The following is a 22,908-nucleotide window of genomic DNA, read 5'->3' as shown; positions in this document are numbered from 1 at the left end:
ATTAGAAAGACGGCTGTCTAACCGTAGATTTCCTATAAATGTCCGATCTTACACCAATTTAATAATCATATGTTTGATTAGCATAATTTTAAACTAACCATAAAATGGAGCTTTGCTTCATAAAAATAATGTATTTATGGAAAGTGAAAATCTATGTAAAAAAAATAGTACTGGTGCTAAGGTATCAGATGTCAGCCTTTTTAATAAGGATAATACTCAACCGATCTCTCCGGCATGGACAGCGGTTTTCTCGCTAACAATGGGCGTCTTTGGATTATTAACAGCGGAGTACCTGCCTGCCAGTCTGCTAACACCGATGGCTTCAGAACTAGGGCTTTCAGAAGCGGTAGCAGGTCAGACGGTAACTGTGACCGCGATAGCTGCATTATTTTCCGGACTGTTGCTACCCGGACTTACACGATCTTTAGACAAAAGGATCGTATTGCTCAGCTTTTCTGCTTTGATGATCGTCTCTAATCTTTTTGTTGCTTTCTCATCAAGCATAATCGTGCTTTTATTGATGCGTACTTTGCTCGGAATTGCTCTTGGAGGCTTTTGGGCAATGGCAGCAGCAGTAGCAATGCGTCTTGTACCTTTGAAATTGGTGCCACGTGCCTTATCGATAATCTTCAGTGGCATAGCTGTCGGAACTGTGGTCTCTGTGCCTCTGGGTAGCTATTTGGGAGGCTTGTTCGGCTGGCGCAGTGCCTTTTATGCAGCGGCGGCAGTTGGTATAGTGACGTTAGTTTTTCAATGGTTTACTTTGCCAAACCTGCCTTCACAGCAGGCAGCCAAATCTACAACAGTGCTTAAAGTACTGCTGCGTCCGGGCATAATAGTAGGAATGCTGGGCTGCGTGCTGGCACATATGGGCCACTATTCCCTTTTTACTTACGTCCGTCCCTTTTTAGAGGATACAATAAGAATTGGCGCTGATGGAATAGCCATGATGTTGCTGGGCTTTGGAGCAGCGAACTTTGCCGGTACGCTTCTGGCAGGATGGCTCATGGAATACAGTCTGCGCTGGACATTAATAATTATGCCAATTTTGGTTGGAGTTGTAGCATTGTTCTTGGTATTGTTACCACCCTCTTTTACTGGACATGCATTGCTAATTGCCGTCTGGGGAATGGCTTTCGGCGGTGTGCCAGTTGCATGGTCAACGTGGGTGTCCACTGCAGTTCCGGATGAGGCAGAAAGTGCTGGAGGAATGGTTGTAGCAGCAGTACAAGGCGCCATTGCAGCGGGAGCAGCTATGGGCGGATTGCTATTTAATTATGCCGGTATCTCTGGTGTATTCGTCACAGCAGGCATCTCAATGATTTTAGCCGGGGTTTTTATCGCATTGTTAGTTAAGGTCAAAGCTATCCGTAAGGATACTAGAAGAGCGGTTGTATCTCATCATTAAAACGTGGAGTAAACTATGATGGATTTCTATATTTGGTGCTTAGGCCTTTTAAATCAAAGGATTAACATAAAAACGATAGAACTGACGGTAACTGAAACGCGTTTCTCAGAAATCTCGAGCAAAAGCAGTTTTTTTATATTGCACGCACATAAATTTTATGCCATGGAAAACAATAAAACAATTTTTAAAGAAGAAGCGGCAACGCAAAAAAATGTACCATCCCTAGGGGTAAATCTAGAAGAAATTATACCTTCATTCCAAACGGTTTTTCCACAGACCCGTTACTTCGAGATAGATTCCAGAATTGCTGGAAACCGTTTCTCTGCGTGGGTCACTGTACCAGCTGGATACGACCAACAAAAGAGTGAATCATTTCCGATCGTCTATCAAATAGACGCAAACCTATATTTTCCCTCGACTGCACCGTTCCATCTCGCCACCCATGGAGATGTTATGTCAACCTTACGGCCATTCATTTTGGTTTCCATAGGTTATTCCCAGGAAGAAAGTCACAGATGGGATTGGCTCCGTGTTAGGGATTTGGTACCTTCTGGAGACGTCGTCCCAGAAATCTTTTATCAAACTTTGGATGGTACCGTTCAGACAGGCATTATGTCGCAGGAAGAGAGTGAAGTATATCGGGCAATGTTTGCTAAGCCTGCTGGTGATAAGTATCTAAGTTTTTTGGAAAACGAACTTCATCCCCTTTTAACACAAATCTTTCAAATCGATCAAAATGACGTAGGCCTTTGGGGGTTCTCTTATGGAGGGCTTTTTACGTCTTACGTGGCCCTTAAGCGTTCCAATCTCTTCAAAAATATTGGAGCGGGAAGCCCAGGTATTGTTGGCAAGGATAGCTATATCTTCAAACTCTATGACGAGGCTATAGCTTCCAAAATGGATTTTTCCGGCAGACGTCTGCATGTGACATTGGGCGCTCGTGAATTATCCTCCCCAGGTCCTTACCAATGGCTTACAGCGCGGGGGACGAGTGAGCTGCTTGCCCAAACCTCATTACAACCGTTGCCAGGTATGCAAGTTTCTAGTGAAATCATTCCATTGGAAACTCACCTAACTGGCGGTGTTCTTGCGTGGTTTAGCTTTCTGCGGGCATTTTACAGCAAGTCCTAGTCAGGATTTAGCTACGTAAACGATTTTAAACTTATGCTTATATCACTTCATGAAAGAAGAAGAATTTTATAGCAATAAGACTTAATTTAAACCCGTTGGCGTAAAGCCAGTTCGACAAATGGGAGGGTTACAATTTCACTAATCAAATTCATTTTTTTGTTTTTGATGATGAGTACTTGATAATTTAATTTTTTTAAATTATACACTTTTAAGTTCCCTTTATATAACTATATGCAAGATTACTCGTCGGAAGGTCTATACAATTATTTTTGATAAATCGGCGATTAAACCTAAATCAGATAGGAAATGGTTCGAGAAACGCCCAGTTGGGTCCACAAAATTAAAAGCCGTTTTTCGATAAGAAGAACGGCTTTTTTTGCATCATTACTTTAACCGATTGAGTTTTTCAGTCCAAATGTTTTTATAATCGGTTTTATATTCATTACTAAGAAATGACTGATCTATTAATTTGAATACCTTATCTGTATTTTTGCAATACTTATCCAATATCCTTTTAAGCATTTTATCCGAAATCTTTAAGACACTAGCTAACATTTCAAAATCCTTCCTACTGAGCTTCTTCTTTTTACCATTCAAGCTAAGCGCAACATCTTCCTTATCTTTTGGATTAATCAAGTTGCTGTTGATTAGATCATAAGCTGGAGAAAGAAGGATCTGATCTTGTCGATGGAGTACAGAAAAATTCTTCATATGCATATCATTATTCCCAGATAGGAAAGAAAATACCAACAGCTCGAAATAGTTAACCAAATCCAATCCAGAGTTTGTACAATATTTAGTTATCAGTTTTCCGCAACGTTCGTATGAACTATTATATTTCTGTTCTGTCTGGAATTCTCCAATCTGACAGAAATCCTCCATATGTATTTTTTGTCCTTTTTCTCTATCAAATCTTTTAGCAATATATACCATCTGGCCATCAGAAGCTTTAAGCAAACAGTGCTGACAGGTATTCAGTTTAAATATTTCTGCCAGGTGCATAGTCAGATCTTCTACTTCTGGCATTTGTTCATAGTGAATATTCTGTGGCTTTAAGATATAATTCCCCCATAGTCCAACAATAGTAAGCCGTTTTTCAGCTCCTTTTACATCTTCAAGTTCAACCGAAAGCTTAGGCTGTACGCCAGTTACTGAAATTCTATTGTTAACCGTTGTTTTTGCAAGGTCATTAAGCAGGTCCTTATCTAAAGTCAACACAGGTAGTTCAGTTATTCCAAACATTTTTTTACAACATTTGGTATGGAATGTTCCTTTATCAAGTGATTGATAACAAAATGGACATTTATTCATTTCCCTCCTCCTCTCCGATAACCGTTACAGCACCAATAGTGTCCCTGCATAGCGTAGCCAATAGTTCAAAACGATCATTGCTTTTAAAATTCCAATATTCCTTTGCAATATTTAAAAGCCACCCTTCTGGGATCAGTCCATCAAAAAAGGGGAATAGAATATTACTGTTATAAGGATCATTAGAAATTGGTAAGGTAAGACTTACCGGCTTAGCTTCCGGTTGTTTAAGGTAGGTGCTGTCATATGAAAAGCGATAACCAAAATCGGTTTTTTCAAGATAACCTGCCAGAGTTTTATCATAATATACCTTTGCTCTGTTCATCATTAGTTTTCCTCCTCTTCAACGTGATCAAGGTCAGTAATCCCTACTTGTTTACCAAAAAGAGCTAGTACCTGATTAACTTTATCTAAGCGAAGCGTAGTTTTTCCTTGTTCCAATTCACGAACAAAGCGAAGACCCACACCAGATTTAAATGCAAGATCGGTTTGGGAAAGCTTTAAAGCTTTTCTTCTTTCTTTGATAAATGTTATAATTGGTGTCATTTTATACCCTTTAGGGTACTAATTTAATGAAAATAATTTAAATAGTACCCGATAGGGTATATTTTATGTGTAAATTGAGCTTTTATACCTTGTCGGGTATAACTTTATGTGTTATTAAGTAGATGTGTTGTTAAAGAGAGTAGGATATGATACTATCATATCCCATTTCCTTTGTTTAAAAGATATTGGCAGCTAAATCAGCGATTAAACCTAAATCAGATAGGAAATGGTTCGAGAAACGTCCAGTTGGGGCCACTAATTAAAAAAGCCGTTTTTCGATAAGAAGAACGGCTTTTTTGCGTCTAATATTGGTTTCGATTATAGAGCAATCTCCTATGTGGGTTTATTAAAGTCATTCTCTGTAATTTTGACTACGTGAAAATACTTTAAGATGGGAGAACTAGAAAAACCGAGTATTCTTTTTAAGCAGATTACTGAAATTGTAACTCATGCCAGGCAAAAAGCATATCAGAATAGCAATGCCATTTTATTACAAATGTATTGGCAAATTGGATATCTTATTGATGAGGATGAACAGCAGGGGAATGCTAAGGCTACGTAGGGGAAAGCTGTGTTAAAAAATAAAATAGAAACAACACAATCTGCGATTAAACATAAATATCTATCCAATTGTAACAAGTTGTATCTTGACAACGGAAATTTATTATTGAGTGTTTATTTTTTTGAAACGGAATTCGGACAACCGTGGATTATAATGAAAACGCAAATTCTGATACAGAATTTTTGACTGAACTAGACGATGACGAAGATTTATTGGGACTTAAATCTATCGGACAGCTAAAGCAAATTAAAGCAATGTTTATAACTGAAAATGATTTTTATCTTTCAAAAATTGAAAATTCTAGAGCAAAATTGCTGAGAGGTAATATCGGGTAAGGCTGATGGTCTTCAAATACCCTACCATCGCCAGATCCTACTCGTTGGTGACAATTATATAACAACATAGCAAAAGATGAACACAAAAGATTTTGACCAATTATCAGAAAATATTAAGAAAAAAAATATTGAAGTACAAAATAATTATCGATACGTGACAGAAATTAGTGGATTGATTACTAAGAATTTTGCTGTTTGTGACTTAACTGTAGTCTCCACATCCGATAAAGCAATCTCTATAAGTGGTATTGTGGATGATGAGAATGAAAAGCAAAATGTTGAAACGTTTTTAATTAATTTGGGTAAAGTCAAATAATTAATAAATGAACTAACTATTTTTGAAAATAAGGTTGAAATATTTGTCACTATAAACAGACAAGAATACAGTGTTTTTACATTGAAAGATTTAGAAAATGTATTTGACAAATACAGGCACGAGGAATTTTCTGAATATTTTATCAATGGACACGGTGAAACAGGAATAATTTTATTGATGAACAAAATAAGTTCATTAGCAATATATATTAGATTTGATGGTGATAGTGGGTTTACAACATCGAATCCCAATGGACAAAATGAAAACACTCAGGAATTTATTCTTTCTAATGGGCAACAAGATGTTTACACTGAAGATATGCTTGTAAATAATCGAAATGGATTTGAAATATTAAGGTACTATTTATTAACAGGAGAAATGTACCCGGCAATTGAATGGAAAGAAGAAAACTAACTGTCACAAAACTCACCTAGGGAGTGTAACATGAACTGTGTCAGTTTCAAAAATTAACGCCTCTCAGAATCCTTTATTCTCTTGAAGAATTCTGTCACCAAATTTAATATAAAGTTGTGAAAATGCCGGTCCCCAATTATGGATTGGCATCGTCCATTTCTTACTGATGTTTTTGATGACCAGGTACATGAGTTTCATCAGTGCCTGCTCAGAAGAAAAAGCCCCCTTGGTCTTGGTGATTTTGCGGATTTGGCGGTGTACGCCCTCAATCGGATTGGTGGTGTAAATAATCTTACGGATCCCTTGATCGTATTCAAAGAATGCAGAAAGGTTTACCCAGTTGTCCAGCCAGGACTTACAACTCAGGGGATATTTCGTCCCCCATTTCTCTTCGAACTCCAGCAATTTTTCATATCCCAGCTGTTCATTATTCGCCTGATAGATTGGCTTCATATCGGCCATTACTGCCTTTTTATCTTTCTCAGGAACATAGCGCATAGAACAGCGGATCTGGTGAACAATGCAAAGCTGTACCCTGGTCTTTGGAAAGACAGCCTCTACAGCTTCAGGGAAGCCCTTTAGTCCATCAATGCAGGCGATCAGGATATCTTCAACACCACGCGTTTTTAGATCAGTGAGTACCGAAAGCCAGAATTTGGCGCCTTCGTTTTCAGCCGTATAAAGCCCCAAAACATCTTTTTTGCCTTCAATATCCACACCCAGGATATTGTAGATCGCACGGGTTTCCACTACACCATTTACCCTGACCTTAAAGAACATGCAATCCAGGAAGACAAAGGGGTAAACTGCCTCTAAGGGTCTGTTGCGCCATTCCTGCACGGCTGGTAGTACGCTGTCAGTAATGCGTGAGATCTCAGCTGCAGAAATATCCATGGCGTACATTTCCTGGATATAATCACGCATAGCACGCGTACTCATCCCCATTGCATACATCGAGAGGATGTTGCCTTCCAGTTCTTCTGTAATGATCAGTTGGCGTTTGGGGACAACCTTAGGGTCAAAAGTGCCCAGGCGGTCCCGACCGGTTTCCAATTCAAACTCTCCCGAGCTCAAGCTGCGAACCGTCTTCTTACTTTTCCCGTTCTTACGGTTGGACTGACCGGCTAGCTTACTTTCTGAAATGTGGTGCTCCAGCTCTCCGGTCATCATAGATTCCAGAAAGTGTTTCATCATCGGGGCTAGTACCCCATCCGTGCCAGTCATTTTCTTGCCGGCATATAAGCCAGCTATAGCTTCCTTTTTGAAGCTTTCGAAATCAAAGTCTTCTTGTGTTGCCATAATTATGTCGATAGTTTAAAGTTACACTATTGACACAGTTTGTGAAACACCCTCCTCACCTACAAAAGAACGAACATTATTTCCCGACTATCTTTTTTCGGTGTACAATTCCCCAATCCGTAAGATTGCTGATGATGGTTTGCAGCGTATCGCCGTGTTCCGTAAGTTCATACTGAACCGTTATAGGTTGTGTATCTAAAACGGTTCGTTTTACCAACTGGTTTATTTCCAACTCCTTTAATTCTTTGCTCAACATCCTGTTGGAAATCCCTTCTATATCATTCAAAATATCGGAAAATCGCCTTTTACCGTAACAGCAAATAGATGAGATAATAGAAATCTTCCATTTCCCATTTAGCACGTCCATTGAATCTTGAACGGCTCTCATTCTTTTCTTTTGTTCCTGCTGAAACTCTTCTATTTTACACCCCATAATGTTACTTAGTTATCTCTGTGTTACTGTTATTATTCAGTACAAAGTTACTAAAGATAACTTGTGTAATCTACCTTTGTCGCTCAATCTTAAAAAGAAAATAATGAGTAGATTAAAAAACAAAGTAGCAGTCATTACAGGTGGTAATAGTGGCATTGGGTTTGGCATTGCCCAAGAATTTAAAAATGAAGGTGCTGTGGGAGCTATTGTCGGCAGAAACCAAGAAACTTTAGATCGTTCGGTGGCTCAGCTTGGCGATAATTTTATAGCCATAAATGCCGATGTAACCAACCTTGCCGATCTGGAAAGAGTGTTTAAGGAAACAGCTGAAAAATTTGGTAAAATAGACGTGATTGCAGCCAATGCAGGTGGTGGAGCTGTAGGAACCGTGGCTGATATTGGCGAAGCCGACTACGACAAGACAATGGATTTGAACCTGAAAAGTGTTTACTTTACTGTTCATAAAGCACTGCCTTATATGAATGATGGTGGTTCTATTATTCTTATCGGGTCAAATGCAGCACATCGGGCATATCCAAATTTTACGCTTTATGGTGCTGCAAAAGCGGCTGTAATCTTTTTTGCTAAAGCATTTTCAAGCGACCTTTTAGGCAGAAAAATCAGGGCAAACGTAATCACACCAGGTACAACAGATACACCAGCATTTGAAAAGTTTGTTCCCTTAGAACAAATTGAAGCTATAAAAAAAACACTTTGCAGGTGAAATGCCGATAGGCAGGATTGGGCAGCCATCTGACATTGGTAAAGCAGCAGTATTTTTAGCTTCTGATGATTCTTCGTTTATTCTTGGTGCCGAAATCTTGGTTGATGGTGGTATGACCTATTTGTCTAAGTAAAAAATAATCCTTAAATCAATTTTAATAGAATGAGTAAATTAAAAAACAAAGTAGCGGTAGTTACCGGTGCTTCAAAAGGAATAGGTGCTTCTATCGCCAAACACTTTGCGGCAGAAGGCGCAAAGGTAGTTGTGAATTATGCTTCAAGCAAAGAAGGAGCAGATAAAGTGGTGAAAGCCATAACCGACAATGGAGGTATAGCCATTGCAGTGCAGGCCGATGTATCGAAAGAAGCCGATGTAAACAGGCTGTTTGAAGAAACAAATAAGGCTTTCGGTACGTTGGATATCTTGGTAAACAACGCGGTCTTTCAGCAATTTTTGCCTATTGAACAGGCATCCGCAGAAGCTTTTCATCAGCATTTCAACGTCAATGTTTTGGGGCCTGTACTTACTATTCAGGCATCTTTGAAACTGTTTGACGATAAGGGTGGCAATATCATCAATATTAGTTCGGGTGCAAGCAAATCCCCTATGGCGGGAGTCTCGTTATATTCTGCAACTAAAGCAGCATTAGATGCGCTAACGATTTCTTTGTCTAAAGAACTGGGTGCAAAAAACATCCGTATCAATTCTATTTTGCCCGGTGCTACGGAAACAGAAGGCGCAGCTAGTGCGGGCGTTACTTCTGGCAGTGAGTATGAAAAAATGTTTATTGCCAATACACCGCTTGGCCGCAGAGGTCAACCCAAAGATATTGCGAAAGCTGCGGTATTTCTTGCTTCAGATGATGCAGCCTGGATTACGGGAGAGCAAATTTCCGTTTCGGGTGGTATGTATGGTTTTTAAATTAAACATAAATCAGGTAGGAAATGGTTCGAGAAATGCCATCTGGCCCCCACAAACCCTCTTTACAGACCGTAAAGAGGGTTTTGCTTTTGTAGATGAATATTTATTGGCCTTAATAGTGGTTTAAACGCTATTTTATGATTTGAAACCCTTTGGATCTTGTCCACTGTTGCAGAACACTGAATAAGCGGGTTGTTAATTGAGCTATATTACAAAATCGGTATAAAATAATCTACAATACATTTTTTCTCAGGATGTACTCTGTAATCATTATGATATATCTCAAAAGGATCTCTATCAGCCTTTTTATATCCATTTTCGGCCATCCATACAAAAAGGCTATTCCAGGATTTTTCAAACTCATTTAAGCCGATTACAAAACTTCCAACAATAAATTTTCCTTTTTCAATGGAGGTTCTTCCAATATTTCCTGATACCTTCAGGGGGGCAGTTAGCGTAATGCAAGCACTTAGTCTAACTTTTTCGGGATTTGTGGTTTTAAAACTATCGTGATAAATAGTGACCATTTTTGTGTCGGGATTCTTTAACAATTCCAATGGGGTTGCCCATTTGACTAACGTGTCATAAGCTGTAGTAATTCCCTGTTCTCCAATGCTTGTCACATAAGCCAATTCTAAATTAGCTATTTCCCTGATTTCAATTTTTGCATTCATTTCGATCCAATTTTTAAGATTATTAATGCTGCAAATGTATTCCTCAAAGACTACCCGCTCTTGTCCATTCTTGCTTTCAATTTGACTGATCTTGCTAAACCTGCTGCTTTTTTGTTTACGGAATTCAGATGGGCTTATACTGTAATATTTTTTAAAAGCTCTTGTAAGAGAAGAATTACTATTAAAACCGAATAGAAGTGAAAGCTCGGTAATACTTACTTCTGGTTTGTGTATTAAAACAGAGGCTACCTTTTCGATTCTCTTTCTATTGATGTAAGAATTTAACGTCTCATTTGTAATGGCTTTGAATATCCTGTGAAAATGAAACGGGGAAAAACAGGCAACTTTTGAAACCGTTTCCAGAGACAAATTTGTGTCAAGATTTTCATCCATAAATTGCAACGCCTTATTAACGCTGCTGATATAGGTTATCTGCACCTCTTTATCAAAACCTGCCATTCTAATGGAATATGTAATATTCAAATATACATGACTTCTTACTTCAAAAGCAATCGTTTGGTGTTATGTTTTATCAAACAAATTTGCGATTAAACGCAAATCAGACAGGAAATGGTTCGAGAAGCGCCCAGTTAGATCAACAGCCCCCCTTTACAGCCTGTAAAGAGGAGTTTGTTTTTTAGTTGAAAAATTTATCAGTCTTAATAGTGGTATAAAGGTTATTTTATGATTCGAGGCCACTTAGGTATTTTCTTCTAAACGCCTAGGTCTTCATTGGTAGTACTATAGAACGGTATGCCTTTAAAACAGCCTTGCTCGGGTTTGTGAAGCGTATCATAAACAATCAGTCCATATAATTTTTGCACGTAGATTCCTAAAAGGAGTACAGTTTGAACTTTAATGTGAAAAGCTTACTTTAGAGAATATTACGGCTTCTTTTGTTATCAAGAACTTAGACCAACTTCAATGATTAATGAACGTTTCGAATGTGAAATTTTAAGAGCTAGCAGAACTAGGCTATTGCAATTAATGGAGACGAGTAATTACGAAATATTATTTAAAATTCCAGAGGGTTTCAACAATAATATAATTTGGCAAATTGGTCATTGTATTACTTCTCAACAGAGGCATATGTATATGCGTAGCGGATTACCAATGTATATATCTAAAGAATTCATGGAATCCTTCAAAATTGGGTCGTCTCCAGGTTCCTGGAAAATTACTCCAGATGTTAATGAGGTGAAATATTTATTGATTGATACAGTTAACCACCTTGAATCAGATCTGGAATCCAGATTATTTGTCAACTATGCCCCCTTTGAGTTACCGATAGGATTTCAAGTTAAAAATCATATTCAGGCACTACAAGCCGCTAACTATCACGAAGCGGAGCACAGTGGGAAGATTTTTACGTATTTGAAGCTGCTACTCAAAGAATGAAATACATCCGTAAAGATTCACATCCTAAAATCAGGCAAACCACTGCCATGCTTACAAAGGACACAGCTTATCAAACTGAAATGGGTAATATCATATATACAAGATTACTCGTAGCAAGGTCTATACATTTTTTTAGCCAAATCGGCGATAAAACGTAAATCAGATAGAAAATGGTTCGAGAAATGCCCAGTTGGGGGACAAGCTTAAAAAACCGCTTTTCTTTACAGAAAAGCGGTTTTTTTGTTTCGAATTTTAATAAGCAATTGTTTACTGAAAATTTTATCTGATTAAAGATGATCTTTAGTATTGAGGCAATAAGACAGGTGCTTTGGTATTCCTATAGGCAAAACTATGGGCAAGTAGCGCTTCCTTCTGCAATGCAAAAATTAGCAAAACGAACGTCTTCATCCCTCAATTGGGAAGGATTATTCAGACTGCGGTAAATTCCCCATTTTGGCCGGCAAAAAGTTGTACCTGATCTCCACAAATCTATATTAGAACTGCTATAGGATAACAAACTTGTCCCATCACTTACTTTATTGATCGCGATGTTATAAGTTCCGGAAGAACCAAACTTAATGGTTTCTACAACTTCTACCCAATTGCCTTTGAAAGGTGCCAGGTTAACAATCTTAACTTTAGTGCTTGTACCTGAAGAGTTGACGTGAATAAGCTCCATTTTGTCCGTATTATTAGCCCCATAGCGCGGTGTAATGGTAATTAGAGGAGCGCCAGCATCATCACCATCACCAGCCTTGATCTGGTGAAGATGGGTAAAGCTGGAAGAAGCCTTAAAACCGGCATCTATCTTAAATTTCCAGCGATACGTAACGGTTTCGCCATTAGAAGCTTTAAGGTTCGCCGGAGAGGGGCCATAAGTTTTAATTTCCGTACGCTGACGATCGGTGGCTTGACATCTGTCATCATCTAATGCAACATGTGCGGAAAATACAAATACATTGGTGTTGAGGACAGCATCAAAAACCTCACTAATGTGGTTCTGGGCATGCCCGCAATCAGGTACTTCATAGGCGGTTCCGCCCAATACACTATTGATTAAACTATAGGTATTTCCCGGGCCATCGGCATTTAAAGTCACACCAACTGCTGCGATGGAAATATCAGATTTGGTTTTAGTGGTTAACTGCTGAAATGCCCGGTTTTCGGAATTTTGAATGCCTTTTTCACAAGAACTAAAAATAAGTCCTGTCAGCAATAGGCTTAAATATTTAACTTTCATTAGGAATGAATTTAAAATTATGGTTTACAAATGGTTAATTTGTGAATCGGCCAATCACACAATATAAATTTTATGATTTAATTTTAAATTATCAATAATTAGTTAAAATTTATTTAATCAATTATATAAGTATTTTATTAAACGTAAATGGCATTTGTTCCTATTTAAGTGCATCGACAAGATCGCCTTTGCCATTTTAAAGCTTTGTAAACTTGCTTGAGTATTGTAATAATTAATGAAAGGAAAGCAGCAGGGCTTTAGCTAAATCCAGGATTAAACGCATATCATATAATCGATTCTATTTAACTTAATAATAATGGGAAGAAATACAAAAGTGTATCTCAGAAAACAACCCTTTTTGATAAAAAGTCTTTTCTAAAATGGCTGCAACCCGGTGTTTCTGGTAACTAGAAATTAATTATATATATTTACCTACACGCTTAGATTATGAGAAAATTACTCCTGCTATTTATATTATTGATTTTTAATAGCTATGCTTTCGCTCAAAATTTAAATCAGATTTCCAAAATAGATAAGCTTTACGGTTTAACAAATTACTGGCAGGAGGTGAATTATAATTTTGTCTATTTTAATAAAGTCGATAGGGCGAAATGGAATGAGAATTATAAAAGGTTATTGGCCAATGTTGATAGCCTCAATGATTTCGAATATTATCTGGAGTTGCAGAAACTTTCAGCTTTATTAAACGATGGACATACACAGGTTTATTTACCTGAATATTTGCAAAGCCAGCTTACACAAAGCGAGTTTGGCGACTTTAAGTTTTATACGGATTTAATTGAGGGAAAAGTCGTTGTTGTAAGAGTTTCTACAACGAGTAAAGATATGCTACCCATTGGAACTGAAATACTGAAAGTCAATGGTCAAGAGGTGCAACAATATATGAACGAAAAGGTAAAACCATACTTATCCGTGTCATCTCTACATGTGAAAGACAAAAGGGCTGCACAACTCCTGTTTAGAAATACCAAAGGAAGTGCTTACCATATTGAGTTCAAAACTCCGAAGGGCAAAACTGAAACTTTAGATTTGGTATTAGCACCCACTGAAAACAAAGACCTGTACCCTCAGTTTCCTGCCGTGGATACATTCTCTTCCAAATGGCTTAAAAATGGTCTACTATGTGAAAATTCTTTCTTTTGAGAAATCAAGTATATACGACGATTTTTCAAAAGTTCTGCCTGACTTGAAAAAAGCCACAGGTCTAATTATAGATATTAGGTATAACGGAGGAGGGAGTTCTGCTGTGGCCCGTAAGGTTGCTCAGCATTTTATAAAAGACAGCTTAATTTATGGGGCAAAAAACCTAAGTCGCCTGATTATTCCCACCGATAGAGCATTGGGTAGTTTCTTAACTGCCCAGGATACACTTGAGGGAAAAAAGGATTGGGGCTTAAACAAGGAAGAAACGCTGATGTATTATAGATCAGCTCAAGGTTACTTATATCATACATATCCATCTTTGCCTGTCAAGATCGCTAAAAATGTAGAAAAGATTATTATTCCAACAGTAATTCTGACCGGATCAAATACAGCATCTGCAGCTGAAGACTTTTTGATATATACCAATGATCAATCGCATATAAAACGAATCGGAGAGTTTACCAATGGAAGTACAGGTCAACCTTTAACGGTAAACCTGCCAAATGGTGGTGAAGCATGGATCTGTACGAAAAAAGTAACTTTTCCTGACGGTACTGAATTTGTTGGAAAGGGTATTAAGCCTGATGTAAAAGCGGAATACACTCTTAGGGATCTACTGAAGAATGAAGATTCTGTTTATATTAAGGCCATTGAAGAACTTAAATCAAGATTACAGCCAATGTAAATTTGCGATAAAGTCTGAGCATAATGAAGTCCATTGCTATTAAATTTGGAATAAAAGGCGATGGCTTTATTCTTCTTTCTTATTTAAAAGCATGAAATAGAACAAAGCGGCTCCTAAAAATATTCCTGCTATCGTAGCGTAAATGTCACCTACGTCAAATGTAAGCCCTGTTCCTTTTTGGGACATTTCGTGTAAAAGAAAACCTGTTAAACCGATAGCGCTAGATGCAAATAAGAATAGTATTTTATGTTTCCTTGAAATAGGTTTGTCAGATGAGCCTTGCATGATAATAATTGTCACTATTGCAATTGACATAAAACTTAAAGATGCAAGGAAATTTGGAAGCCATCCTAATACCTCACTAAGAAACCCATATTTTTTTTGTCCGTAAATTGGTCTTAAAAAAGTCCTGATCAATTCATTTAATGTTAAAATTAAAACCGGGAGAAGAAAGATTAGTTTACTTTTTTGTGGTGTCATATTATACTCATTAAAGTTATGAGTTTGCCATGTAGAGATACCAGGCCGAACATCAGTCTTTTTTGAAAAATTGAATTTCCAAATCACGAATGGCTTCGTCATATCCTATTCTGTCCATAAAAGCAGTTGGATTATAAACACTACCAGGTTTATTCTTGCTATGAAGTCCAAACTGACTGGAATGAGAAGAAAGCCAGATATCGAAGGTCAGTTTTTTCATAGCAGCTATTGTATACGCATAGTCTTTGGCAATATCAGGGTAGGTCAGCACTTCAGAGAACTTCTTCTCCGTAACGATTGTAGGCATGTTGGCAATTAAGACCTTATACTTCCGATCTCCGTCTTTGACATCAAACAGGAAACTAGAGGAGCCTTTCGTATGGCCTGGGTGATGGAGCATCACGAGTTGCATGTCGCCTAATTTTATGACATCACCATTGTGCAATAAACGATCAGTTTTAATGGGCTCAAAGGTCGCCCCATGACCACCTAATGCGTAATCTGAACTACCCCCGTCTGCTGCAACAGCTGCATCCTTTTTATTGACCATAAGCTTCGCTCCGGTTGCTTTTTTTATCGCAGACATAGCGCCCATATGGTCATAATGAGCTTGTGTAGTGAGTAATATCTTGATGTCATTAAACTTAAAACCCAATGTTTCCACATTTGCTTTAATCAATGGCAGAGAAGAAGCCAGCCCGGTATTGATGAGAATATTACCCTTTGGAGTGACAATGAGATAGCAGGCCAAGTCATCTGTACCCACATAATACAAGTTGCCGGCAATGCGAAAAGGGGGATAAGGTTTAGACCATTCTGCCGGTGTGTCTTTTGGTTCTTCTACCAGTTGGGCTGTGGCCAGAAAAGAGCTGAAAAGCAAAAACAAGATAGCGGTAATGATATTAAAGTGATGTCTAAGCATAGGAAATAATTACAGTTGATATGGCGTAATTACAGCTAATATATAGGAAATACTTCTAAAATTTACCATGCATTTTACCATATGTATGGATCTGGAATGTTGTTTTTTTAATGTCGCCTTTTCCAAAAGGCAGCATCTTTCCAACGCATTTCTTCGCGGTAATACATTCTTTTATGTTGAGCGTAATGTTCCCAGATCCGATTGAGCTGATGCGTATAGCTCATTTGGATTTCTTTTAAGCTTTCAGGTTTCAAGAGCGCCATTGGATCAGATTTGATCATCAATGCTGTTAACTGGACTGCACTAGCCATCGCATTAAACATACCTTGTGAGGACAGGGGATCAAAACTCATTGCAGCATCGCCGAGTGCTACCCATTGTTGGCCGGCAACCTGGTTAAGGCGGGTAGAATTGGCAGCTACGGTTTGATGAAAGCCAATTTCGCTATAATCTCCGGGAATGAGATTCGCCATTTCCCGATTGCTTTGTGCTAACCGGAGAAACTGATCCACGTCTTTCAGGACATTTCGATCTATCAGGTCAGGGTCAGTTTGTAAGGCCAGAATTCTTTGGTTTCGGGGCAAAGGCGAGCTGTACCACCACCCGATTTCGCTTGCCGAAATGGTACTCATTTTATTGCTTTCCTGATTGGGAAGTGTAAGCCAACAGCTAATTAATTTATCGTATTGCTGGCGCCCAATTCCAATTTTTCTTGCAAAGTGCGACTGTCTGCCACTTGCATCGATTACAAATTTCGCCTTGAAGTGGTAAGGCGTATCATTTGACGCCTCATTTTTTGCCAGAGCTGTGATAGACCAGCGATCATTTTCAAAATGAGTACTTTGTAATTTGGCGGGCCAAAAGCAATTCACGCCTCGTTTCAAAGCCGTTTCCCGTAAATACATTTCAAATGCCTGGCGATCCAAATGCCATCCAAATCCATCGGGATTACGCAAAAGATCTACGATATGGGCCCGTTCGTTACCCCAATAGGATTGCGTACCGATATGTTTGAGGTGCTGACTTTCGTTGCTGGATAGAAGGGGGCTGTCTAGCCCCTCCAACAAATCAAGTTGCTTTAGAATACGCCGTGTTGCCGGAGGCAGACATTCACCAATCCGTTTGGGAGGGCTGTCTGTCTGATCGATCAAGACCACGTTATACGATCCGGCGAGAGCGATGGCGGCGGTACAACCCGCCACGCCACCGCCGATAATCGCGATATCAACTTCTTTATTTATTGTTGCTTTCATCAGGGAAATACGACCTGTTAATCCAATTTTATTTAGGGATAAATCTGGAGAAGCGACTGCTTTTCTCGGTTATTCCAGTACTTCCTCCGGTACCTGTCTGAGATTTCACCATCAGTGGTCTAACTGATTTAGGCGCTTTAGATGATAATAAAGTCAGTAGTTTTTGAACAACTGGACTTGATTTGAAATCTTCATCCAGTTCCTGTTTGACGAGTTCGACCAGGTTGGCTTTTACACTTTCTATCAGACTTTGCTCCGTTAGTAACTGTTTGTGTGATAAGTCGGTAATAGCGGTAGTCAAAAGATGCTGCGTATTTCCTTTCAAGATTTTCTGACCGTTTAAAATACCTTGCAATTCTTTTATCGCTTCGGTTAATAAGGCGGCTTCCTGTGCTGCATTTGGCGTGATTCCGACCTGCATTTTTGGTGGAAAGTTTGGGTCATCCGGTATGCCGGGACGTGCTTGAACCACCGCAAGTTTATCAAAATATTTTACCATACTGTTAATCTGGTTGGTGTAATTTGGATCCTCGCCATCCAGTGGCAGATCGTCCAGCCAGTCTTTACGGTAGGCAAAGGCTTGTTTACGTGTTTCTTCCGACAGAAGTGGATCTATAGATGCTTTGTACTGCTCTTCAGATAAGATGTTATTGGGAACCCTGGCCGGCCAAAAGGTTGGCAGGTACGGATCGTACATCGACGTATAACCATCACGACAACTTGCAGTATCGGTTTGCCATGGGATAGCCATCCATCTGGTAATGCCACCGGCTACCTGCCCACCAAGTAAAGGGCCTTTTGCTAAAGTGAATACATCGCTGTTCATCACCGGTCCATAGTAAGAGGAGTTTACCGGCGGCGTTTTTGGCGCATGTTTAAGTCTGAAGGCAGACATATACATACCGGCAGTTCGCATTGGCCAGGTCATTTCACAACCCGGATGGAAGGCATCTGCAAGACAAAACTCCATCGCTGCTTTGGTCAGCATATCTGGTTGGTCTTCAATGGCTAATTTATCTATGGTAATCGGTTCTGGGATATGCGGGCAACCGGTCATATCCACATAATCTGCGTCAAAATCACCTTTTACCCACTGGTCAATAAAAGACAATTGTAATTGGGATAAGGTGGAATGCTGGCGCACAGAACCTAAAGTAGGGATACTGATGGCATCACCATACATCCATGGCCATAATTGCGGGGCTTCCGCACCTGATACCTCATAGCGACGGAAATTATTAGAAATTGTACGTCGCATTTCCATATTTGCAGAAGAAGGATCATTCAGTCTTACCATCCATTTAGCAGTGGTATAATCAAACTGACCACCCCAGCCAAAGGCGGCTCCAAAGCCTGCATTAACCCATTGCAGGTTCGTCATGCGCTGAAAAATAGGTAGAATATCCTGAGTAAAAGAAGGTCTTTTTGGTCGGACCAGCATCCCTGCATCAATGGCCACGTCTCTCATTAAATCCCACATGGTACGAACCGATTTCTGTAGGGGAGCGTAATCAGGTGGACCACAAATTACCCATGCCGGTGCCACTTTAAGTTTAACTCCAAGGTATTCCACATCTGCAGTAACGGGGCCGTCAGAAATATCATCATACCAGCCTTCGTTGTTCGCAAATGTAATGGCAATATCTCCGTCTATATTTCTGGATACCCCATGTCCTCCGAGCATGATTAGCCTTCCTTTCTCATCCGTCCGCATTTCACCAAGATAAACGGTCTCTGTTTGGAATTTTCCGATAAAAGGATGGCCTTCTTCCACGTTGGCTGCGCTTACCGATTGATGTCCGCCATCGATGATCAGCGAATTCCGGTCGGCCACATTAATATTACGCAACATTGAAGCCGGTGCATCAACAGCATCCGGAATATCCAGGGCCATTTGAAATTGATACCAGGATGATTTTTGGTTGGCTAAATGTGCATGCCAGACAATACTCGAATTTTCGGCAGTCAGTTCTTTAATTGCTTTCCCCGCGGCATTAAATCCGTAAATCCTGAACTGGGCAGCTTGTCGTTTTAGTGCGCCGGTTTTATCCCGATAGGCATAGTCGTCGGTTAAGGCTACGGGTTCGGAAACCAGGGGCCCAATAAAATATTCGTCCTCACTATTTCCCACACGCATTACTCCGATTGGGGGATAGATGCCGGCCGTAACAATACATTCACTGTCTTCATCTGTATCTCCTTCAAAGGGAGGATTAATCTGATCCGGCTCGTCTAATTGCTGGCCGTTTGCCTGATGGCGGGCTTCAGCACTTGCTGCGTAAACTACTTTTCTGGCTTCAGCAATAGATCCAAGTGGCTCATGTTGTGCTAAGGTTCTCCAGATATTAAAAGCAAGAATACTTCCAAATTCAGACTGGCCAATTGCGTGAATATCCTGTTGAGGGAATTCTAATTCAGCAATACAAATATAAGGACTCTCTTCAGTGCTCCAGACCACTTGGGCATCATTAAGGGGCATGGTCGCATCATTAGTGCGGAGTTGTATCTCAAAGCGGAATTTTGCAGGCTTATTGCGCAGGCGTTGTTGTAAATCAAGTGCGAGGTAATTTTTATCATTAAAAACGGCACCATGATCGGTTTCATCTGGGACTAAACGATATTTGACAATGTTTTTGTCACCCAACTTAAAAGGGAGGATTGCCCAATAACCGGCACTCAGACAACTTGCTTCTACTTTTGTCATCGCGGCGAGAATCTCGGCCAGCTCCGGGTGTTTATTGATATAAGAATCGTAGTCACGATCTACCACACCGGCGGTAGTGAAACTGCACATCTGTTGTGCATCACGCGCAAAAAAGCGGTCTATGTTTTGAAAGATGAAATCTGCATTGTTGCTGTCGCCCAGTAATTTAGGGCCTTCAACTCCAAATAGTTTCAGTCCCAGTCCCAGGGTGGTGTGCAGGTCTGGCGAATTGGGGTCGGTGTCGCTCGAGAAACGTACCGCACATTCGTAAGTATCGCCGGCGAAAATCCCTACTTTAAACTCGGGATTGATGTCTTGTTTTACGCGGAAGGTACCATAAGCTATGCCATGTTGTTTCCTGAAAACAGCACGTTCAGCAGGCATTTGCCCTTTTTCGATCCTTGTCTTTTGTCCCATTTCGACAAACATCTCTTTGAGACGCTCTGTTACAATTTTTGTGGTTCCTTCGCTGTCCCAGCATGCTACATTGTTTGCTGTAGCTTCGCCTTTATTTATAGCAGAAGATTCAGTGTGCGGTGTTGCACCCGATTTTTTTTTCGATTTTTCAGTCATGGTGTTATTTTCGTTTTAGATGATTAAAATGAGGAAGAGGCTATTACAAGTTTTGAATATTGCATTAACTCTGCTTACGAAAAAAATGACTGATTAATTGGAATTGAACTAAAGGAAGTACATCATTTAAAGGATTCATAATGGAGAGGTTAATTTAAAGCAATAGGGTTTGATAGACTAAAGCTATAAAAAAAATAGCTTAATAATTAATGTCTTTATGAAAATTCCTTAATTCCTTTTTTTATATATTTATCGGGTATACCAATCTACGAATAAACGATTTTATGAATCCGGAATCACAGCATACATTAGCCGATACGAATAGCAATACCATTTTCATGGTGTGGAATTTTAAAGAGAACTTAGAGGTTAAAACCATTTTTAGCAGGCTTTGTAAACTGGTGATCAATCTTAACAATTCTGCTGCGATTCGCTTTCCGGTTTCCAGAGCCAGTTGTGTAATGGGGATCGGCTATGATGCCTGGCAACGGCTTGGACTCCCTGCCCCACTCCCTAAAGAGTTGGTGGATTTTGTTCCGGTTACCGGCGAAAAACATACTGCAGTTTCTTCCAAAGGAGACCTGCATTTTCACATCAGAGCGGATAACCAGAGCATATGTTATGACATGGCAGCTGAAATATCGGATCTCCTGAATAAGGTAGCGGTCAGCGTAGAAGAAATCCAGGGTTTCAGATATTGGGACGGCCGTTCCATTTTAGGTTTCGTTGATGGTACCGAAAATCCACAGGGACAGGAGCGGGAATTCTTTGGTGTTGTTGGAGATGATGATCCTGATTATAAAGGGGGGAGTTATCTTTTTGTTCAAAAATATATTCATGACCTAACCGCCTGGAAAGGATTGTCTGTTCAGGATCAGGAAAAAGTAATTGGCAGATCCAAATCGAATGATATCGAAATGGCAGATGAGGTAAAGCCTGCCAATTCCCATATCGCCTTAGCTAATGTGGGCGACGACCTTAAAATTGTCCGCGATAATATGCCTTTTGGAAGTATGTCTAAGAATGAAATGGGGACTTACTTCATTGCTTATGCAAGCAAATTCAGTACTGTACAAAAAATGCTGAATAATATGTTTATCGGTTCTCCTATTGGAAATTACGACAGGATACTCGATTTCAGTACGCCAAAAACAGGGAGCTTGTTTTTCGTTCCAACGGTTGACATGATGGATGAGTTCTCTTCATAGATCACCTGCTGTTTCTCGGGTTTCGGATCCGACTTAAGGTTTCAAATGTAATTCCCAGAAAGGAGGCGATATGGCCTAAAGAGACCCTTTGAGTAATATCCGGATAAGCCACTAGCAGGTTGTTGTATTTTTGCAATGCAGTTTCGAATTGTAAGGAAACTAATCTTCGTTGAAGTCCGATCATCGTCCTGGTCGTTGCCTGTCTGGCGAGGCTTTCTATGTCATGGTATTGCTCACAGAGTTTTAATATTGATTCCTTGGGAAGGATCATTATGGTAGATTTTTCCAATGTTTCAAAATAGTGTTCGCTGGGTTTGCCGAGATAAAAGCTATTGATCTCACAGATAAAATCATGCTCAAAAGCAAACCAGTCACTGATGTCTTTTCCGTCTTTCAAATAGTAAGCCCTCAAAGCCCCGGTCACCATAAACATCAGCGTTTTTGAATACTGATTTGCGCTAACGAGTGTGGTATTTCTCTCCAATACCTCAATCTTTGCACATTCCTTTAATGCCGCTCTGCTCTCTGGCTTAAGTTTTACGTATTTTTCGCTGATCAAGTCTAAAGCTTCATCAAGACTAACTGCTTTCTCCATATTGTTGTTTTAGCCTATTGACCAATACGCAAAGCTATATTTTAAATCCATCTTCTAACCTGATGCTTATAGTTATTGTATTGCTCGCCAAAATCTCTTTTTAACCGTGGTTCTTCCTTAAATACCACGAAAAGGTGGAAGGCGATAAAAACCAGGATGGCATAAATCAATAGATTGACCGTAGTGCAGAAAAGAACTTCGCCGGTCAGTAGGAGCATGACGCCGATATACATTGGATTTCTGGAGTATTGGTAGAGGCCACCGATCACCAGTTGTTTGGTGGGGATAACGGGAGAAAGCGTCCCCAGTCCGTCTTTAAAAAAACGAAATACGCAATGAAATACAATGGCCATCCCGGCTAAAAATAAAAGAAGAGCCAGGTACTGATGCTCTTGAAAAGGTAGGTTGAGAAGTCTTGACAGCTTGTTCCTTACCAGTAAATAGGGAACCGCTCCGGCTACAATACCTGGTTGCAGGATCACAAACAGTATGTTTTTTAAGGCAAGCGACTTCATCTCACCTAATTTCGTGTTTTGTCAGATTAAATCAAACGTGTTATAGCAAGACTTTATCAAGCTTTAACATGGAACGTTTAAAAGCGCCCGGCAGCAGAAA

26 protein-coding genes are annotated in these 22,908 nt (G+C 39.7%); 13 read left to right on the top strand and 13 right to left on the bottom strand.

Going from position 1 to position 22,908, the window contains the following annotated elements:
- The first annotated feature begins 136 nt into the window (after positions 1-136).
- Both AAFF35_RS21410 and AAFF35_RS21405 read left to right on the top strand, forming a co-directional pair.
- On the top strand, positions 137-1,408 hold the full coding sequence (locus tag AAFF35_RS21410; RefSeq protein ID WP_342328577.1) for an MFS transporter: 1,272 nt from the start codon (positions 137-139) through the stop codon (positions 1,406-1,408).
- A 15-nt stretch (positions 1,409-1,423) separates the two neighbouring features.
- Complete coding sequence (locus AAFF35_RS21405) at positions 1,424-2,539, top strand: alpha/beta hydrolase-fold protein (protein ID WP_342328576.1); 1,116 nt, start codon at positions 1,424-1,426, stop codon at positions 2,537-2,539.
- Between the two features lie 384 nt (positions 2,540-2,923).
- On the opposite strand, the gene AAFF35_RS21400 is transcribed toward AAFF35_RS21405, so the two are convergent.
- From AAFF35_RS21400 to AAFF35_RS21390, 3 genes are all read right to left on the bottom strand, one after another.
- Positions 2,924-3,781, bottom strand: coding sequence for a HipA domain-containing protein (locus AAFF35_RS21400; protein WP_342328575.1), 858 nt, complete (start codon positions 3,779-3,781; stop codon positions 2,924-2,926).
- Between the two features lie 61 nt (positions 3,782-3,842).
- The gene (locus AAFF35_RS21395) at positions 3,843-4,175 is read right to left on the bottom strand and encodes a HipA N-terminal domain-containing protein (RefSeq protein WP_342328574.1); all 333 of its coding nucleotides are present in this window, start codon (positions 4,173-4,175) and stop codon (positions 3,843-3,845) included.
- On the bottom strand, positions 4,175-4,393 hold the full coding sequence (locus AAFF35_RS21390; RefSeq protein ID WP_342328573.1) for a helix-turn-helix transcriptional regulator: 219 nt from the start codon (positions 4,391-4,393) through the stop codon (positions 4,175-4,177). Before AAFF35_RS21390 ends, AAFF35_RS21395 begins: the two co-directional genes overlap by 1 nt.
- Before the next feature lie 391 nt (positions 4,394-4,784).
- Between AAFF35_RS21390 and AAFF35_RS21385 the strand changes: the two genes are divergently transcribed.
- The 4 genes from AAFF35_RS21385 (at position 4,785) to AAFF35_RS21370 (ending at position 6,020) form a co-directional block, all read left to right on the top strand.
- Complete coding sequence (locus AAFF35_RS21385) at positions 4,785-4,955, top strand: hypothetical protein (RefSeq protein ID WP_342328572.1); 171 nt, start codon at positions 4,785-4,787, stop codon at positions 4,953-4,955.
- A gap of 143 nt (positions 4,956-5,098) precedes the next feature.
- The gene (locus tag AAFF35_RS21380) at positions 5,099-5,290 is read left to right on the top strand and encodes a hypothetical protein (RefSeq protein WP_342328571.1); all 192 of its coding nucleotides are present in this window, start codon (positions 5,099-5,101) and stop codon (positions 5,288-5,290) included.
- Positions 5,291-5,366: 76 nt separating this feature from the next.
- Positions 5,367-5,606 carry a hypothetical protein gene (locus AAFF35_RS21375; protein ID WP_342328570.1) on the top strand — a complete coding sequence of 80 codons (240 nt, stop codon included), beginning with the start codon at positions 5,367-5,369 and terminating at the stop codon, positions 5,604-5,606.
- Between the two features lie 81 nt (positions 5,607-5,687).
- Positions 5,688-6,020 (top strand): hypothetical protein, encoded by a 333-nt coding sequence (locus AAFF35_RS21370; protein WP_342328569.1) that lies wholly within the window; start codon positions 5,688-5,690, stop codon positions 6,018-6,020.
- 63 nt (positions 6,021-6,083) lie between these two features.
- Here AAFF35_RS21370 and AAFF35_RS21365 read toward each other — a convergent pair whose 3' ends face one another.
- Together AAFF35_RS21365 and AAFF35_RS21360 are read right to left on the bottom strand one after the other, a co-directional pair.
- Complete coding sequence (locus tag AAFF35_RS21365) at positions 6,084-7,319, bottom strand: IS256 family transposase (protein WP_342328568.1); 1,236 nt, start codon at positions 7,317-7,319, stop codon at positions 6,084-6,086.
- A 76-nt stretch (positions 7,320-7,395) separates the two neighbouring features.
- Positions 7,396-7,752 carry a helix-turn-helix domain-containing protein gene (locus AAFF35_RS21360; protein ID WP_342328567.1) on the bottom strand — a complete coding sequence of 119 codons (357 nt, stop codon included), beginning with the start codon at positions 7,750-7,752 and terminating at the stop codon, positions 7,396-7,398.
- 103 nt (positions 7,753-7,855) lie between these two features.
- On the opposite strand from AAFF35_RS21360, the gene AAFF35_RS21355 reads away from it, so the two are divergent.
- The 3 genes from AAFF35_RS21355 to AAFF35_RS21345 are packed head-to-tail and all read left to right on the top strand — an operon-like array spanning position 7,856 to position 9,397.
- Positions 7,856-8,476, top strand: coding sequence for an SDR family NAD(P)-dependent oxidoreductase (locus tag AAFF35_RS21355; RefSeq protein ID WP_342328566.1), 621 nt, complete (start codon positions 7,856-7,858; stop codon positions 8,474-8,476).
- Position 8,477: 1 nt separating this feature from the next.
- A complete protein-coding gene (locus tag AAFF35_RS21350; RefSeq protein WP_342328565.1) occupies positions 8,478-8,609 on the top strand; it encodes an SDR family oxidoreductase in 132 nt (43 codons plus the stop codon).
- Between the two features lie 29 nt (positions 8,610-8,638).
- Positions 8,639-9,397 (top strand): glucose 1-dehydrogenase, encoded by a 759-nt coding sequence (locus AAFF35_RS21345; protein WP_342328564.1) that lies wholly within the window; start codon positions 8,639-8,641, stop codon positions 9,395-9,397.
- Between the two features lie 209 nt (positions 9,398-9,606).
- On the opposite strand, the gene AAFF35_RS21340 is transcribed toward AAFF35_RS21345, so the two are convergent.
- The gene (locus AAFF35_RS21340; protein WP_342328563.1) at positions 9,607-10,530 is read right to left on the bottom strand and encodes an AraC family transcriptional regulator; all 924 of its coding nucleotides are present in this window, start codon (positions 10,528-10,530) and stop codon (positions 9,607-9,609) included.
- A gap of 465 nt (positions 10,531-10,995) precedes the next feature.
- On the opposite strand from AAFF35_RS21340, the gene AAFF35_RS21335 reads away from it, so the two are divergent.
- Entirely contained in the window at positions 10,996-11,469 is a 474-nt protein-coding gene (locus AAFF35_RS21335; protein WP_342328562.1) for a DinB family protein, read from the top strand.
- 349 nt (positions 11,470-11,818) lie between these two features.
- Here the strand turns inward: AAFF35_RS21335 and AAFF35_RS21330 are convergent, their stop codons facing one another.
- Complete coding sequence (locus AAFF35_RS21330) at positions 11,819-12,709, bottom strand: heparin lyase I family protein (protein WP_342328561.1); 891 nt, start codon at positions 12,707-12,709, stop codon at positions 11,819-11,821.
- Positions 12,710-13,156: 447 nt separating this feature from the next.
- Here AAFF35_RS21330 and AAFF35_RS21325 point away from each other — a divergent pair, with 447 nt between their 5' ends.
- Both AAFF35_RS21325 and AAFF35_RS21320 read left to right on the top strand, forming a co-directional pair.
- Entirely contained in the window at positions 13,157-13,873 is a 717-nt protein-coding gene (locus AAFF35_RS21325; protein WP_342328560.1) for a hypothetical protein, read from the top strand.
- Positions 13,854-14,558 carry a S41 family peptidase gene (locus AAFF35_RS21320; RefSeq protein ID WP_342328559.1) on the top strand — a complete coding sequence of 235 codons (705 nt, stop codon included), beginning with the start codon at positions 13,854-13,856 and terminating at the stop codon, positions 14,556-14,558. The genes AAFF35_RS21325 and AAFF35_RS21320 overlap by 20 nt, the downstream gene beginning before the upstream one ends.
- A gap of 66 nt (positions 14,559-14,624) precedes the next feature.
- Here the strand turns inward: AAFF35_RS21320 and AAFF35_RS21315 are convergent, their stop codons facing one another.
- The 4 genes from AAFF35_RS21315 to AAFF35_RS21300 all read right to left on the bottom strand — a co-directional run bounded on the left by AAFF35_RS21315 (position 14,625) and on the right by AAFF35_RS21300 (position 20,490).
- Positions 14,625-15,038, bottom strand: a complete 414-nt coding sequence (locus AAFF35_RS21315; protein WP_342328558.1) for a hypothetical protein — start codon at positions 15,036-15,038, stop codon at positions 14,625-14,627.
- Between the two features lie 52 nt (positions 15,039-15,090).
- On the bottom strand, positions 15,091-15,960 hold the full coding sequence (bla, locus tag AAFF35_RS21310) for a subclass B3 metallo-beta-lactamase (protein WP_342328557.1): 870 nt from the start codon (positions 15,958-15,960) through the stop codon (positions 15,091-15,093).
- Positions 15,961-16,067: 107 nt separating this feature from the next.
- Positions 16,068-17,213 (bottom strand): NAD(P)/FAD-dependent oxidoreductase, encoded by a 1,146-nt coding sequence (locus tag AAFF35_RS21305; RefSeq protein ID WP_342328556.1) that lies wholly within the window; start codon positions 17,211-17,213, stop codon positions 16,068-16,070.
- 28 nt (positions 17,214-17,241) lie between these two features.
- Positions 17,242-20,490: a LodA/GoxA family CTQ-dependent oxidase gene (locus tag AAFF35_RS21300; RefSeq protein WP_342328555.1), complete on the bottom strand. Its 3,249-nt coding sequence runs from the start codon at positions 20,488-20,490 to the stop codon at positions 17,242-17,244.
- A 284-nt stretch (positions 20,491-20,774) separates the two neighbouring features.
- Between AAFF35_RS21300 and AAFF35_RS21295 the strand changes: the two genes are divergently transcribed.
- Positions 20,775-21,698, top strand: a complete 924-nt coding sequence (locus AAFF35_RS21295) for a Dyp-type peroxidase (RefSeq protein ID WP_342328554.1) — start codon at positions 20,775-20,777, stop codon at positions 21,696-21,698.
- A gap of 1 nt (position 21,699) precedes the next feature.
- On the opposite strand, the gene AAFF35_RS21290 is transcribed toward AAFF35_RS21295, so the two are convergent.
- Both AAFF35_RS21290 and AAFF35_RS21285 read right to left on the bottom strand, forming a co-directional pair.
- The gene (locus AAFF35_RS21290; RefSeq protein ID WP_342328553.1) at positions 21,700-22,293 is read right to left on the bottom strand and encodes a Crp/Fnr family transcriptional regulator; all 594 of its coding nucleotides are present in this window, start codon (positions 22,291-22,293) and stop codon (positions 21,700-21,702) included.
- A gap of 41 nt (positions 22,294-22,334) precedes the next feature.
- Positions 22,335-22,808 carry an isoprenylcysteine carboxylmethyltransferase family protein gene (locus tag AAFF35_RS21285; protein ID WP_342328552.1) on the bottom strand — a complete coding sequence of 158 codons (474 nt, stop codon included), beginning with the start codon at positions 22,806-22,808 and terminating at the stop codon, positions 22,335-22,337.
- Positions 22,809-22,908: the final 100 nt, after the last annotated feature.

Source organism: Pedobacter sp. FW305-3-2-15-E-R2A2 (assembly GCF_038446955.1).
In the GTDB taxonomy this organism is placed as follows: Bacteria; Bacteroidota; Bacteroidia; order Sphingobacteriales; family Sphingobacteriaceae; genus Pedobacter.
The sequence above is the reverse complement of the archived record's forward strand: the minus strand, read 5'-3'. Positions and strand labels throughout refer to the sequence as shown.